This is a genomic window from Franzmannia pantelleriensis (assembly GCF_900102875.1).
GTDB classification, from domain to species: domain Bacteria; phylum Pseudomonadota; class Gammaproteobacteria; order Pseudomonadales; family Halomonadaceae; genus Franzmannia; species Franzmannia pantelleriensis.
Window position 1 is genome coordinate 91,583 of the sequence record NZ_FNGH01000008.1, and the last position, 14,065, is coordinate 105,647.

Genomic DNA, 14,065 nt, shown 5'->3' on the forward strand with positions numbered 1-14,065 from the left:
GGCCCCTGTCGTCAGATGGCGGCGGGTCGTTAGCTCAGTTGGTAGAGCAGTTGGCTTTTAACCAATTGGTCGTAGGTTCGAATCCTACACGACCCACCATTATCCGCCGCCGCTGCGTAAGCGAGACGCTTACGGTTGCGGGTCGTTAGCTCAGTTGGTAGAGCAGTTGGCTTTTAACCAATTGGTCGTAGGTTCGAATCCTACACGACCCACCAGAACGTGTTCGAAACGCCCCGGTGCCTCAGGCATCGGGGCGTTTTCGCATGTGCAGACTTTCGTGCGCCGTAGGGGAGCAATGGCGGTGCATTGTGGTCTAGAATAGTGCGAGGCAGGTGTGGCGGGAGCCGCCGCACTTAGCCCATCTGGCGTGTGCCGCCGGGCAGAGAGCCCGTCACGGTGCACCTGGTACATGCAGGGGGAGCCCCTGCCAGTCACAGTGGTAGACACGATGACGATCATGACTTCCCGCGCCGAGGTGCAAGAGCACCTGGCCCGCGCCTACTGCCCAACGCGGATTCCCGCCGAAGATGAAGCGCGCGTCGATGAGATCAAGCGACTGCTCGAGGCACACAATGCCGTGCTGGTCGCCCACTATTATACCGATGATGCCATCCAGCAGCTCGCCGAGGAGACCGGTGGCTGCGTCGCCGACTCCCTGGAAATGGCCCGCTTCGGCGCCCGCCACGAGGCCGAGACCCTGGTAGTGGCCGGGGTGCGTTTCATGGGCGAAACCGCCAAGATCCTCTCTCCCGAGAAGCGCGTCCTGATGCCGACCCTGGAGGCGACCTGCTCGCTGGACATCGGCTGCCCGGCCGACGAGTTCGCGGCCTTCTGCGACCAGCACCCGGAGCGCACCGTGGTGGTCTATGCCAACACCTCGGCGGCGGTCAAGGCGCGCGCCGACTGGGTGGTGACCTCGTCCATCGCGGTGGACGTGATCGAACACCTCCAGGCACGTGGTGAGAAGATCCTGTGGGCGCCGGACAAGCACCTGGGCGGCTATATCCAGAAGCAGACCGGTGCCGACATGCTGCTGTGGGACGGTGCTTGCATCGTTCACGAGGAGTTCAAGGCCAAGGGCATCCAAGACTTGAAGGCGCTCTACCCCGATGCGGCGGTGCTGGTGCACCCGGAGTCGCCTGAGCCGGTGGTCGGCCTGGCCGATGTGGCCGGTTCTACCTCACAGCTGATCCAGGCGGCCAAGGAGCTGCCCCAGGACAAGCTGATCGTGGCCACCGACCGCGGCATCTTCTTCAAGATGCAGCAGGCGGTGCCCGGCAAGACGCTGTTCGAGGCACCCACCGCCGGTAACGGCGCGACCTGCAAGAGCTGTGCCCACTGCCCGTGGATGGCGATGAACGCCCTCGACAACCTGGCCGGTGCGCTGCGTCACGGCAGCGGCGAGATCTTCGTCGACGATGCGCTGCGCGCCGCGGCGCTCAAGCCGCTGGAGCGGATGCTGAACTTCAAGGCCTAGAACCTCTCAAGCGCCTCGCGGTACTCCATGAACGCTTCGCGGCGCTGGTCGATGCGGCTCTCCAAGCCACTATCACCGGCCTGGCGGGCGCTGTCGCGGGCTACCTGGAGCTGGCGGATGGCGCTGTCCATGCGCCCGGTCAGCTGCATATGCTCGGCGCGCGCCAGATGCCCCCAGCCGTCGCGACCGCTGCGCCCGGCGGCTTCGGCGAGTAGTGCAAACACCTGTGGATCTTCCTGGCGCCGCTCGCTCAGGTCGCGCAGCACCCGGTAGGCTTCTTCCGGATCGCGCTGCAGCAGCGCTTCACCGAGCACGCGGCTGGCCGGCGCGTAGTCGGGCATCAACCGCAACACGCGGCGGCTGCGCTCGATGGCGGCATCGTAGTCGCCAGCGTCATAGGCGACCTCGGCGGCCGTCACCGGCAGCATCGGCAGGTCGGGAAGCTGGTTGGCAAGGGTATCGAGGATCTCCAGGGCACTGCCGTGATTGCCGCGCTCGGCGGCGATCAGCGCCTCCAGGTAGCGACTGACCTGGGGGTCGGGGTTGCCCTGGGCGAGACGCGCCGAGGCCTGGTCGAGGCTGCTGCGGTTGACCGAGACCAGCGCGCGGGCACGCACCAGGTCGTAGCGCGGCCCGACCTCGCGGCGCTCGCGGGTACTCAACTGGCTGGCACGAGCCTCGGTATCGGTGATCCGCGACTCGGTGACCGGGTGGGTGAGCAGAAACTCCGGCGGATTGCCGCCCTGCAGCGAGGCCATGCGCTGCATGGCGCGGAACATGCGCACCATCGCCTGCGGGTCGTAGCCGGCCCGCGCCATGGCCTGCAGGCCCACGCGGTCGGCTTCCTGCTCGAAGCGTCGCGAATAGGCCAGTTGATCCTGAATAAAGGCGGCCTGGGAGCCCATTGCCACGCCGATGCCGGCATCACCGCCGCCGCCGGCAGCGATCAGCATGCCGGCCAGCATCGCCGCCATGGCCGGTACCTGGGTCTGCTCGGCGCGAGAGACCTGGCGCGCATAGTGGCGCTGGGAGAGATGCCCGAGCTCGTGGGCGATAACCGAAGCGAAGGCGTCCTCCTCCTCGGCAAAAGCGAAGAGGCCGGAATTGACGCCGATCACCCCGCCGGGCACGGCGAAGGCGTTGAGCAGGCGACTATCGACCAGGGTCACGCTGGTACGGTTGTCACCGAGGTCGCTGTGCGGCAGCAGCCGCGAGATCACCGATTCGACGTAGTCCTGGGTAATGGGGTCCTGCCAGGCGGGTGCGCGGGCACGGAACTGGCGCAGCCAAGCGCGACCCAGACGGTACTCTTCTGCCCCGGCGGCACCGGCACCGCCGCTGCCGAGCTGCGGCAGGCCGTAGTCGTCGACGGCGCTGGCAGAGGCCGGCAGCAAGCTGGCCAGTACCAGGCCAGCGGCGGCAAGACAGGGCTTCAAGGCGTGCAACATGACCATCCTCAATGATAGGGGCGGGCGCAATGCTGTTCATCGGACATTGATTCGCTCGGCAAAGTGCCTTTAAATCTCAGGGGTTTCAGACATTTTTCGGGAGAACGCATGGCCCTGCAACCAGATAATCAGCTCGACGCCCGAGGTCTGCCATGCCCCCTGCCGCTGCTCAAGGCCAAGCAGGCGCTGTCACGCCTCGCGCCCGGGCAACTGCTCGAGGTCCAGGCCACCGATGCCGGTTCCTGGCAGGACTTCGAGACGTTCGCCAGTCATAGCGACCACGAGCTAGTCTCCCGCGAGACTCGCGACGACGTCTATATCTACTGGATTCGCAAGGGACCAGGGGCCGCGTCGGTATGACCATGCGTGCGCTGTTCAAGAGCTGGATCGAGCGTTACTTCTCCGACGAAGAGGCGGTGATCCTGCTGATCGTGCTGGTCATTGGCTTTGCCGTGGTGATCTGGCTGGGCAGGATGCTGGCGCCGTTCTTCACCGCGCTGGTGATCGCCTTTCTGCTGCAGGGGGCGGTCAATGCCCTGACCCGTCGCCATGTACCGCACCTGCTGGCGGTGTCGTTGGTGTTCCTGGGTTTCATCGGTCTGCTGTTGGCGATTGCCTTCATCCTGATGCCGCTGATATGGAACCAGCTGGTGGGGCTGGTGCAAGAGACACCGCGAATGTTCGCTGCTGGCCAGCAGCTGCTTGATGGCCTACAGGAGCGCTATCCGCAGCTGGTGACGCCCGACCAGATCCAGAACTGGATCGGCGTGGCCGGACGCGAGATGACCCAGGTCGGCCAGCGCGCGCTGACCCTGTCGCTGGCCTCGCTGGGTAACGTGCTGTCGCTGATCATCTATTTGGTGCTGGTGCCGATTCTGGTGTTCTTCATGCTCAAGGACAAGGACCGTCTGGTCGGTTTCACACTGTCGCTGCTGCCCCAGAAGCGCCTGCTGATGACCCGTATCTGGAACGAGATGGACGATCAGATCGCCAACTACGTGCGCGGCAAGTTCATCGAGATCATCATCGTCGGCACCGTGGCCTTCCTGACCTTTGCCTTCTTCGGGCTACCCTATTCGGCGCTGCTGGCGGTGCTGGTAGGGTTGTCGGTGCTGGTGCCTTACATCGGTGCGGCGGTGGCCACGCTGCCGGTGGCGGCGGTGGCCGGCTTTCACTTCGGCATCAGCGATCAGTTCGTCTACGTGCTGATCGCCTACGGCATCATCCAGGCGCTGGACGGCAACGTGCTGGTGCCGATCCTGTTCTCCGAGGCGGTCAATCTGCACCCGGTGTCGATCATTGTCGCGGTGCTGTTCTTCGGCGGGGTGTGGGGCTTCTGGGGCATCTTCTTCGCGATTCCGCTGGCGACGCTGCTCAAGGCGCTGGTGGTGGCTTGGCCGCGGGGTATCGGCAGCCGCGAGCGGCACGAGGCGCTGGAGACGCTCTCCGAGGAGTGAGCCCCGCCGTGGCGGGGCCTGATGGCTCAGCCGGCGTGTAGCGCCTGGGCCGCCTCGAGCACCTCGTCGACGTGACCCTTGACCTTGACCCCGCGCCACTCCCGGGCAAGATTGCCCTCGGCGTCGATCAGGAAGGTACTGCGTTCGACGCCGAGGTGTTCCTTGCCGTACATCTTCTTGAGCTTGATGACGTCGAACAGTTGGCAGACCGCTTCATCCTTGTCGGAGATCAACGCGAAGTTGAAGCCCTGCTTGGCCTTGAAGTTTTCCTGGGCGCGGATGCCGTCACGGGAGACGCCGAGGATGACGGTGTTGGCGGCGTCGAAGTCTGCCTTGCGGTCGCGAAAGTCGCCGCCCTCGGTGGTGCAACCCGGGGTGCTGGCCTTGGGGTAGAAGTAGATCACCACCTGTTGGCCCTTCAGATCGGATAGGCTGACGCTGGTGTCACCGGTGGCGGTAGCGGTGAAGTCGGGCACGGGTTGGCCGAGGCTGACGCTCATGCAGATCTCCTGGAGGCTGAGTGAAAGGACACGTTACGATTACACGCAACCCGGCGCATGCTGTAAAGCGCTTCAGCGGCAAAGGCGGTCGACGCGCATCCGGTTCTGTACAGACTTTCGCCGCCTGAGTACCATCTAGCCCCTGAATGTCTGCCCCCGACGGGCGAAGCGCTGGCAGGCCACGGTTTTCGAGAGGAACACAGCATGATCACAGGCAGTATGGTCGCCTTGGCGACGCCGATGAAGGTGACCGGCGAGATCGACTGGCCGGCGCTGCGTCGCCTGGTCAACTTCCACCTGGAGAATGGCACCGACGCCATCGTCGCGGCCGGTACCACCGGCGAGCCGACCACCATGTCCTTCGCCGAGCACTTCGACGTGATTCGTACGGTGGTGGAAGAGGTAGCGGGGCGGATTCCGGTGATTGCCGGTACCGGCGCCAATGCCACGTCCGAGGCGGTGGAGCTGGCGCGCTACGCCAAGGAGGTCGGTGCCGACTACTGCCTGTCCGTATGCCCCTACTATAACAAGCCGACCCAGGAAGGCTTGTACCAGCACTTCAAGGCGGTAGCCGAAGGCGCCAATCTGCCGGTGATCCTCTACAACGTACCGGGGCGCACCTGTTCGGATCTCTATAACGAGACCGTGCTGCGCCTGGCCGAGATCGACAACATCATCGGGCTCAAGGATGCCACCGGTAACCTGGAGCGCGCCGAGGACCTGATCGGGCGCCTCGAAGGCAGCGATTTCAAGCTCTACTCCGGTGATGACGCCACTGCCTGCGACTTCATGCTGATGGGCGGCCACGGTGATATTTCGGTGACCGCCAACGTCGCACCCAAGGCCATGCATGAGCTATGCACCGCCGCGGTGGCCGGCGATACCGAGACCGCCCATTCGATCAATACCCGTCTGATGCCGCTGCACACCAACCTGGGAATCGAGTCCAACCCGATTCCGGTGAAGTGGGCGCTGCATCGGATGGGCTACGCCGAGGCCGGCATTCGCCTGCCGATGACCTGGCTGTCCGAGAAATACCACTCCACGGTCAGCGAGGCGCTGCAGCTGGCGGGCGTCATCGACGACTGAACGACGTACCGCTGACAGCTCCCGTGGACTCTCAACAAGGTGGATGCATGAACCCTGCGCTGAAATGGATGCCGCTCGTCGTATCGATCGCTCTGGTAACTGCCGGTTGCGCCCGCGATGGCTATTTTCACGACCGCAACATCGACTATGCCGAGGCGGAGCAGGGGCGGCCGTTGGTGCTGCCCGAGACCCGCGATCAGAGCCGCTATCGCGACATCATGCCGGTACCCGAAGCCCGCGGGGAGTTCGTCGCCAGCGACGGACGCTTCCGTGCACCGCGCCCCGATGCGGTGGCGCGTGGTGGCCAGCGCGACTTCGTCGAGCGCCGCGAGTCGGGTAGTGACCGCTGGCTGCTGGTCAACGCCGAGGCCGGCGATGTCTGGCCGCGGCTCGAGGATTTCAGTCGCCGTCAGGGACTGAGCGTGACCGAGAACAGTCCCCAGCGCGGCGTATTGGCCACCAGCGAGGCGACCTTCACCCTCCAGCCCGGCGTACGCAGCGGTGCTACCGAAGTGCGCTGCGAACAGGGCGGGGCCATTCACACTCAGTGTCTCGATGCCCTCAACGACTTCCTGACTGCCGAGAGCCGCACCGCGAGCGCCTCGGCGCTGGCCACTCAACGTGCCCAGCAGCAGGAGGAGAGCGTACGCCTGGAGCGCAGCGACGACAGCTGGCAGTTGCTGCTGGCCGCCGACATGGAGCGCACTTGGGCCGAGATGGACTACCAACTGTCGCGCAACTTCACCAGCGAGAACCGCGAGCTGCTGCTCGAGAGCGACGCCGCCAATCGCGACTTCCTGCTCGAGTACATGACCGCCAGCGAACGCAATCGCGGCGTGTTCTCCATCGTGTTCAGTCCCGACGTGCGTCAGACCGCCCAGTGGTTGCGCCTGAGCCTCGACCAGGCGCCCAGCGGCGAGACCCGGGTCCGGGTGATCAACGAGAGCGACAAGGAGCTCACCGCCGACGATACCCGCGAGCTGCTCGACCGCGTTGCCGCCCTGCTGCGCTAATGTCGGATGTGGAGGAGGTCGCTACGCAGCATGCTGCCTCGGGGCTGCGTTTCGCCTCGCTGGGCAGCGGTAGCAAGGGTAATGCGACCCTGGTGTGCGATGGCGAAACGCGGCTGCTGATCGATTGCGGTTTCGCTATGCGTGAGGCCGAAAAGCGCCTGGCGCGCCTCGATCTGCACCCGCGCCAGCTCGATGCGATTCTGGTCAGCCATGAACATGGCGACCACATCCGCGGTGTGGGGGCACTGGCGCGCCGCTATGGCGTGCCGGTCTACCTGACTCCGGGAACCTGGCGCAGCGCTCGGCTCGGTACCCTGCCGCAGCACCACTGGGTGACCCCGCAGCAGCGCTTTGCCATCAACGGCCTGGAGATCGACCCGGTGACGGTGCCCCACGATGCCCGCGAGCCGGTGCAGTTTCGCTTCCATGCCCATGGCCGCAGCTTTGGTGTGCTCACCGACCTTGGGCATCCTAGCGCGCATGTGACCGAGGCCTTCCACGGCTGCGACGCGCTGGTGCTGGAGTGCAACCACGACGTGCAGATGCTCGCCGAGGGGCCCTATCCCCCTAGTCTCAAGCGGCGCGTTGGTGGCGACTGGGGGCACCTGGCCAATGCCCAGGCCGCGGCGCTGCTGCCGCGGCTGGGGCTCGACCGCTTGCAGCGCATCGTCTGTTCGCATCTTTCGGAACACAACAACTGCCCCGAGCGCGTGTTGGAAACCCTGACCCCGCTGCTCGACGGCGACGACTCGCGGCTCTCGGTGGCCGCCCAGGACCACGGCCTGGCCTGGCAGCGCATCGCCTGATCGGCCGACCGACTCAACAGTGATTTTTGCGGAGACCGCTCCCATGGAAAAGCGTCAACAGCTCTACGCCGGCAAGGCCAAGTCGGTCTACTACACCGACGATCCCCAACGCATGATCCTGCACTTTCGCGACGACACCAGCGCCTTCGACGGCGAGCGCATGGAGTCGCTGGCGCGCAAGGGCATGGTCAACAACAAGTTCAATGCCTTCATCATGCAGACGCTCGAGGCGGCGGGCATTCCCACTCACTTCGATGGCCTGTTCTCGGACACCGAGTGCGTGGTCAAGAAGCTCGAGATGATCCCGGTGGAGTGCGTGGTACGTAACATCGCCGCGGGTAGCCTGGTTCGGCGTCTCGGGGTCGAAGAGGGCATCGAACTCAATCCGCCGACCTTCGAGCTGTTCCTCAAGAACGATGCCCAGCACGACCCGATGATCAACGAGTCGCTGGCCGAGAGCTTCGGCTGGGCGACGCCCGAGCAGCTCGCCGAGATGAAGGCGCTGACCTTCAAGGTCAACGATGTGCTCAAGGCGCTGTTCGCCGACGGCGGCCTGCTGCTGGTCGACTACAAGCTGGAGTTCGGCCTGTTCGACGGCCAGATCGTGCTGGGTGACGAGTTCTCCCCGGACGGCTGCCGGCTGTGGGACGCCAAGACCCGCGAGAAGCTCGACAAGGACCGCTTCCGCCAGGGCCTGGGCGGCGTGATCGAAGCCTACGAAGAGGTCGGCCGGCGGATTGGCGTCGATTTCGGCTGATCCGGGCGCTTGCTGCGGCTCCTGGCTAGCGAGGAGCGCCGGGGGCAGGTCGAAGCATAGGTCTGCGCCACGGATGCGAGAGCCCTGCAGGACTCAAGGTGGCGTTCTCGAGACCAGCACCGCTCGAGACTGATCCGTCGGCAGGCCTACGAGGGGGCGCTGTAAACCCATCCCTGGGCGCTACCTTGCGCCATCCATGGCGCAAACCCCCTCTCCGGCCTGCCCCCGGCGTCTCTCGCTAACAGCGTCTGCGATGGCTGCATAGCCTCTCAGCTGGCGTTGATCTCCACCACCCGAAATCCCTCCCCCTCGGCGCAGAAGCGCACGTCCATATCGCGTAGCCGCACGCCGTAGACACGCGCGGCATCGCCCTTGTCGCGGTGGTAGGCGGGGCGCGGGTCCTGGGCCAGCACCTGCTCGATCAGGGCGCGTAGCGCGCCGCCGTCGGGGCATCCTTCGAGGGTGGCCTCGGCCTCGGCGGAGAAGCGCACCGCATAGCGCGGCGGCGCTGCCGGCGCCACCCCGGCCCGGGCGTCGGGGAGTGCTTCTGCCCAGGGCAGGTAGGGCTTGATATCCAGCACCGGGGTACCGTCGACCAGGTCGCAGCCGTATAGCTCCAGGGCCACGCCGTGGCGGGTATCGATGCTGCCGAGGGTGGCCAGCGACAGGCCCAGGCGGTTGGGGCGGTGGGTGCTGCGGGTGGCGAAGACCCCTAGCTTGGCGTTGCCGCCCAGCCGCGGCGGTCGCACCAGCGGCGTCCAGCGCTCGGGGCTGTGGTGGAAGATAAAGGTCAGCCACACATGGCTATAGGCATCGAGGCCGCGCACCGTGAGCGGGTCGGCGTAATCGCCGTGGAGCACCAGCCGGGCGCGAGCGGCAGGGGCGAGTCCCGGCTGGCGGGGCACGCCGAACTTGTCCGGGAAGTCGCTCTCGATATGGCCGATAGCCTCGAGGCGGTAGCTTGCCAGTGGCTCGCTCACGCTCAGCGCGACTGCGTCTCGAGGATGCGCATCGACAGGTCGATGGCCCGGATATCCTTGGTCAGGGCGCCGCTTGAGATGCAGTCGACACCGGTTTCGGCGATGGCGCGCAGGGTGGTCTCGTCGACGTTGCCGGAGGCCTCCAGCGTAGCGCGGCCCGCGGTGCGGGCCACCGCGTCACGCATCGCGTCCAGGGTGAAGTTGTCGAGCATGATCACGTCGGCACCGGCGGCCAGCGCCTGGTCGAGCTCGTCGGCCGTCTCGACTTCGACCTCCACTGGGAGGTCACGGGCGATATCGCGTGCTTCCCTGACCGCCGCGGCGATCCCACCACAGGCGGCAATGTGGTTCTCCTTGATCAGGAAGGCGTCATACAGGCCGATGCGGTGGTTGTGGCCACCGCCGCAGGTCACCGCGTACTTCTGTGCCAGACGCAGGTTGGGCAGCGTCTTGCGGGTGTCGAGCAGGCGCACGCCGGTACCGTCGAGCAGGTCGACGTAGTGGCGGGTGCGGGTGGCAGTGGCCGACAGCGTCTGCAGCAGGTTGAGCGCGGCGCGCTCGCCGGTCAGCAGGCTGCGTGCCGGGCCTTCCAGCTCGAGGAAGGGCTGGCCGGCAGCGAGGCGGTCACCGTCGGCGGCCAGCCAGTGCAGACTGACCCTGGCGTCGAGGCGGCGAAACACCTCATCGACCCAGGCCACACCACACAGCACGGCGTCTTCGCGACTGATCACGTTGGCCTTGGCCCACTGGCTGGCGGGGATTAGCTGGGCGGTGATGTCGCCGGGGCCGACGTCTTCGGCGAGCAGCCGGGCGGCGGCTTGGCGGATCTCTTCGGCAAGGGCTTGCTGATAGTGCATGACGGGCCTTGATGAGGGTGAACGTGGTCGGTCGGGGTGTGCGACAATGCTGCCAGTATAGGCAATTCAGCCAGAGGAATCAGCCGTGATGCTTGCTGCCGCCGGCATTCGTGAGGGCTGGCTTGAGGCCGTCCGACAGGTGCCGTCACCCAACTGCAACGCGCGTCCCACAGGCGAGGTGTCAGCACTGGTGCTGCACTCGATCAGCCTGCCGCCGGGGCGGTTCGGCGGCGCCGACATCGAGCGGTTGTTCACTAACTGTCTCGACCCTCAGGCGCACCCGTACTTTGCGGCCATCGCCGGGCTCAGGGTCTCGGCGCATGTGCTGATTCGCCGCGACGGCGAGTGCACCCAGTTCGTGTCATTCGACGAGCGTGCCTGGCATGCCGGCCGTTCGCGCTGGTTCGATCCTCACAGCGGCTGCGAACGGGGTGAGCTCAATGACTTCAGCATCGGCATCGAGCTCGAGGGCGATGAGATATCGCCCTACCGTGAGGCGCAATATCGTGCCCTGGCGCGGGTCATCATGGCACTCTGCGAGCACTATCCGGCGCTGACGCCGGGGCGTATCACCGGCCACGCGCATATCGCGCCGCTGCGCAAGACTGACCCTGGTCCGGCCTTCGATTGGGCCTTTCTGCGGCGCTGTATGCTGGATTGCATGTAGTAACACTACATTGCCGGGCTTTTCGTCTAGGCTTGGGGTAAGTCGCGCAACGCCTTGTGTTGCGGTGCAATATTGGATGTGAAAACAATTTCCATGACGGTTACAATTGGCAGGAGCCAGGCTTTGCGGTATCTTCAACGGCCTGCGACGGGCTTTCTGCACGCCCCGCTGTAATCAAATTACAGCAAGATTTTCCGGAGATATGACCCATAGAAGGTCATGCCCGCACTGAAGAGCGCCACATGCCCCTCCACCAACGGCGGTGAGGGCAGACCGACACAATATCTTCATTCGGAGAGACGTCTATGAGTCTGGAGGCAAGAGAAGATTTCGATCCGGTCGAAACCACGGAATGGATGGAATCCCTGGAATCGGTCCTGGATCGCGAGGGCGAAGATCGCGCCCAGTACCTGTTGAGCCGTCTGGCCGACCGCCTGCGCCGCGATGGCATGCAGGTGCCCTTCTCGGTGACGACCCCTCATCGCAACAGCATCCCGGTGCATCGCGAAGCGCACATGCCCGGCGATCTGTTCATGGAACGCAAGATCCGCTCGCTGATTCGCTATAACGCCATTGCTCAGGTGATCCGTAACAACAGCGCTAACCCGGGGCTGGGTGGTCATATCGCCAGTTTCATGTCGGCGGCGACGCTGTATGACGTGGGCTTCAACCACTTCTTCCGCGCCCCCAATGGCGACTTTGAGGGCGATCTGGTTTACATCCAGGGCCACGTGGCGCCGGGCGTCTACGCGCGTGCCTTCCTCGAGGGGCGCCTCACCCAGGACCAGATGGACAAGTTCCGCCAGGAAGTCGACGGTGATGGCCTGTCGTCCTACCCGCACCCCTGGCTGATGCCAGACTTCTGGCAGTTCCCCACGGTGTCGATGGGGCTGGGGCCGATCCAGGCGATCTATCAAGCCCACGTCATGAAGTACCTGCACTCCCGCGAAATGAAGGACATGCATGATCGCAAGATCTGGTGCTTCATGGGCGACGGCGAGTGCGATGAGCCGGAATCGCTGGGTGCCATTCACCTGGCCAGCCGTGAGCGGCTCGACAACCTGATCTTCGTCATCAACTGCAACCTGCAGCGCCTTGACGGTCCGGTGCGCGGTAATTCGCGGATCATGGACGAGCTCGAGGGCGTGTTCCGCGGTGCCGGCTGGAACGTGCAGAAGGTGGTCTGGGGCCGCTTCTGGGATCCGCTGTTCGAGCAGGACAAGAAGGGCGTGCTGCAGAAGCGCATGGACGAGGCGGTCGATGGCGACTACCAGAACTACAAGGCCAACGGCGGCGCTTACACCCGCGAGCACTTCTTCGGCAAGTACCCGGAGACCGCCGAGCTGGTCAAGGACATGTCCGACGAGGACATCTGGAAGCTCAACCGCGGTGGCCACGACCCGTACAAGGTCTACGCGGCCTACCACGCGGCGGTAAATAACACCAACGGACGACCCACCGTGATCCTGGCGCATACCGTCAAGGGTTACGGCATGGGCGGCGGCGACGGTGAGGCTGCCAACGAGGCGCACCAGCTCAAGAGCATGGAGTACGATGCGCTCAAGCGCTTCCGCGATCGCTTCGGCATTCCGCTTTCCGACGAGCAGCTCAAGGAGATGCCGTACTACAAGCCCGACGACGAATCGCCGGAAATGAAGTACATGCATCTGCAGCGTGAGCGCCTGGGTGGCTACCTGCCGCAACGCCGCAACGACTTCGAGGCGCTCGAGATTCCGTCGCTGGAGGACAAGACCTTTGCCTCCCAGATGGGGGGCTCCAAGGGGCGTGAAGTCTCCACCACCATGGCTTTCGTGCGGGTCCTCAACGGTCTGGTCAAGGACAAGAAGATCGGCAAGCAGGTGGTGCCGATCATCCCCGATGAAGCGCGCACCTTCGGCATGGAGGGCATGTTCCGCCAGCTCGGCATCTACACCTCCGAGGGCCAGAAGTACGAGCCGGTGGATAAAGGCCAGATCATGTTCTATCGCGAGGATCAGAAAGGCCAGATCCTCGAAGAGGGCATCACTGAGGCGGGCGCCATGTCGGCGTGGATCGCCGCGGCCACCTCGTACAGCAACCACAACCTGCCGCTGCTGCCGTTCTACGTCTACTACTCGATGTTCGGTTTCCAGCGCATCGGCGACCTGGCGTGGGCGGCCGGCGATCTGCAGGCGCGTGGCTTCCTGGTCGGCGGTACCGCCGGGCGCACCACCCTCAACGGCGAGGGCCTGCAGCACCAGGATGGTCATAGCCATATTCTGGCCTCGACCATCCCCAACTGCCGCAGCTACGACCCGACCTATGCCCACGAGGTAGCGGTCATCGTGCATGACGGCTTGAAGCGGATGTTCGTCGACAAGGAGAACTGCTTCTACTATCTGGCAGTGATGAACGAGAACTATGAGCAGCCCGAGCTCGAGACGGTGCCCAGCGAAGACATCATCAAGGGCATGTACCTGCTGCGCGAGACCCAGGGCAAGAAGGGCAAGGGCCATGTTCAGCTGCTGGGCTCGGGTACCATTCTGCGCGAGGTCGAGGCAGCCGCCGAGATGCTCGCCGAGGAGTGGGGCGTCGGCTCGGACATCTGGAGCGTGACCAGCTTCAACGAGCTGCGCCGCGAAGCGCTCGAGGTTGACCGTCAGGCCTTCCTCAACCCCGAGGACGAGCCGGGCAAGCCGCACGTCACCACCTGCCTGGAAGGGCGCAAGGGCCCGGCCATCGCGTCCACCGACTACATGAAGTTGTTCGCCGATCAGGTCCGTGCCTGGGTGCCGACCGACTACCATGTACTGGGTACCGATGGCTTCGGGCGTTCCGACACCCGTGAGAAGCTGCGTCACTTCTTCGAGGTCGACCGCAAGTTCGTTACCGTGGCCGCGCTCAAGGCGCTGGCCGACCGCGGCGAGCTGGACCGCAAGGTGGTCAGCGAAGCGATCAAGAAGTACGGCATCGATCCCAAGAAGCCTAATCCGCTGATGGTGTGAGCCGTTGACCCGCTGATCTGGAACCGGCGG

Annotated in this window: 13 protein-coding genes and 2 tRNA genes; 11 read left to right on the forward strand and 4 right to left on the reverse strand. The window is 64.9% G+C overall.

All coding sequences use genetic code 11. The features are described from left to right. The first annotated feature begins 23 nt into the window (after nt 1-23). The 3 genes from BLT16_RS11550 to nadA all read left to right on the forward strand — a co-directional run bounded on the left by BLT16_RS11550 (nt 24) and on the right by nadA (nt 1,477). Nucleotides 24-99, forward strand: a tRNA-Lys gene (locus BLT16_RS11550). 40 nt (nt 100-139) lie between these two features. Beyond that, a tRNA-Lys gene (locus BLT16_RS11555) sits at nt 140-215 on the forward strand. Nucleotides 216-448: 233 nt separating this feature from the next. After that, a complete protein-coding gene (gene nadA / locus BLT16_RS11560) occupies nt 449-1,477 on the forward strand; it encodes a quinolinate synthase NadA (RefSeq protein WP_089658669.1) in 1,029 nt (342 codons plus the stop codon). Here nadA and BLT16_RS11565 read toward each other — a convergent pair. Further along, complete coding sequence (locus tag BLT16_RS11565) at nt 1,474-2,925, reverse strand: M48 family metalloprotease (protein WP_089658670.1); 1,452 nt, start codon at nt 2,923-2,925, stop codon at nt 1,474-1,476. The genes nadA and BLT16_RS11565 overlap by 4 nt on opposite strands. 108 nt (nt 2,926-3,033) lie before the next feature. On the opposite strand from BLT16_RS11565, the gene BLT16_RS11570 reads away from it, so the two are divergent. Both BLT16_RS11570 and BLT16_RS11575 read left to right on the forward strand, forming a co-directional pair. Further along, complete coding sequence (locus tag BLT16_RS11570) at nt 3,034-3,285, forward strand: sulfurtransferase TusA family protein (protein WP_089658671.1); 252 nt, start codon at nt 3,034-3,036, stop codon at nt 3,283-3,285. Beyond that, the gene (locus BLT16_RS11575) at nt 3,282-4,382 is read left to right on the forward strand and encodes an AI-2E family transporter (RefSeq protein ID WP_089658672.1); all 1,101 of its coding nucleotides are present in this window, start codon (nt 3,282-3,284) and stop codon (nt 4,380-4,382) included. Before BLT16_RS11570 ends, BLT16_RS11575 begins: the two co-directional genes overlap by 4 nt. A gap of 26 nt (nt 4,383-4,408) precedes the next feature. On the opposite strand, the gene BLT16_RS11580 is transcribed toward BLT16_RS11575, so the two are convergent. Beyond that, complete coding sequence (locus BLT16_RS11580; protein ID WP_089658673.1) at nt 4,409-4,882, reverse strand: peroxiredoxin; 474 nt, start codon at nt 4,880-4,882, stop codon at nt 4,409-4,411. Nucleotides 4,883-5,086: 204 nt separating this feature from the next. Here BLT16_RS11580 and dapA point away from each other — a divergent pair, with 204 nt between their 5' ends. The 4 genes from dapA to purC are packed head-to-tail and all read left to right on the forward strand — an operon-like array spanning nt 5,087 to nt 8,547. Further along, a complete protein-coding gene (dapA, locus tag BLT16_RS11585; protein ID WP_089658674.1) occupies nt 5,087-5,971 on the forward strand; it encodes a 4-hydroxy-tetrahydrodipicolinate synthase in 885 nt (294 codons plus the stop codon). 47 nt (nt 5,972-6,018) lie between these two features. Then, complete coding sequence (locus tag BLT16_RS11590) at nt 6,019-6,984, forward strand: hypothetical protein (protein WP_089658675.1); 966 nt, start codon at nt 6,019-6,021, stop codon at nt 6,982-6,984. Continuing rightward, a complete protein-coding gene (locus BLT16_RS11595; protein ID WP_089658676.1) occupies nt 6,984-7,790 on the forward strand; it encodes an MBL fold metallo-hydrolase in 807 nt (268 codons plus the stop codon). Before BLT16_RS11590 ends, BLT16_RS11595 begins: the two co-directional genes overlap by 1 nt. 43 nt (nt 7,791-7,833) lie before the next feature. Next, a complete protein-coding gene (purC, locus tag BLT16_RS11600) occupies nt 7,834-8,547 on the forward strand; it encodes a phosphoribosylaminoimidazolesuccinocarboxamide synthase (protein WP_089658677.1) in 714 nt (237 codons plus the stop codon). A 269-nt stretch (nt 8,548-8,816) separates the two neighbouring features. On the opposite strand, the gene tsaA is transcribed toward purC, so the two are convergent. Next, nucleotides 8,817-9,527, reverse strand: a complete 711-nt coding sequence (gene tsaA, locus BLT16_RS11605; RefSeq protein WP_089658678.1) for a tRNA (N6-threonylcarbamoyladenosine(37)-N6)-methyltransferase TrmO — start codon at nt 9,525-9,527, stop codon at nt 8,817-8,819. 2 nt (nt 9,528-9,529) lie between these two features. Further along, nucleotides 9,530-10,384, reverse strand: coding sequence for a carboxylating nicotinate-nucleotide diphosphorylase (gene nadC, locus BLT16_RS11610; protein WP_089658679.1), 855 nt, complete (start codon nt 10,382-10,384; stop codon nt 9,530-9,532). Between the two features lie 88 nt (nt 10,385-10,472). Between nadC and ampD the strand changes: the two genes are divergently transcribed. Together ampD and aceE are read left to right on the forward strand one after the other, a co-directional pair. Further along, nucleotides 10,473-11,051, forward strand: a complete 579-nt coding sequence (ampD, locus tag BLT16_RS11615; RefSeq protein WP_089658680.1) for a 1,6-anhydro-N-acetylmuramyl-L-alanine amidase AmpD — start codon at nt 10,473-10,475, stop codon at nt 11,049-11,051. 305 nt (nt 11,052-11,356) lie between these two features. Further along, nucleotides 11,357-14,035, forward strand: coding sequence for a pyruvate dehydrogenase (acetyl-transferring), homodimeric type (gene aceE, locus BLT16_RS11620; protein ID WP_089658681.1), 2,679 nt, complete (start codon nt 11,357-11,359; stop codon nt 14,033-14,035). Nucleotides 14,036-14,065 lie beyond the last annotated feature (30 nt).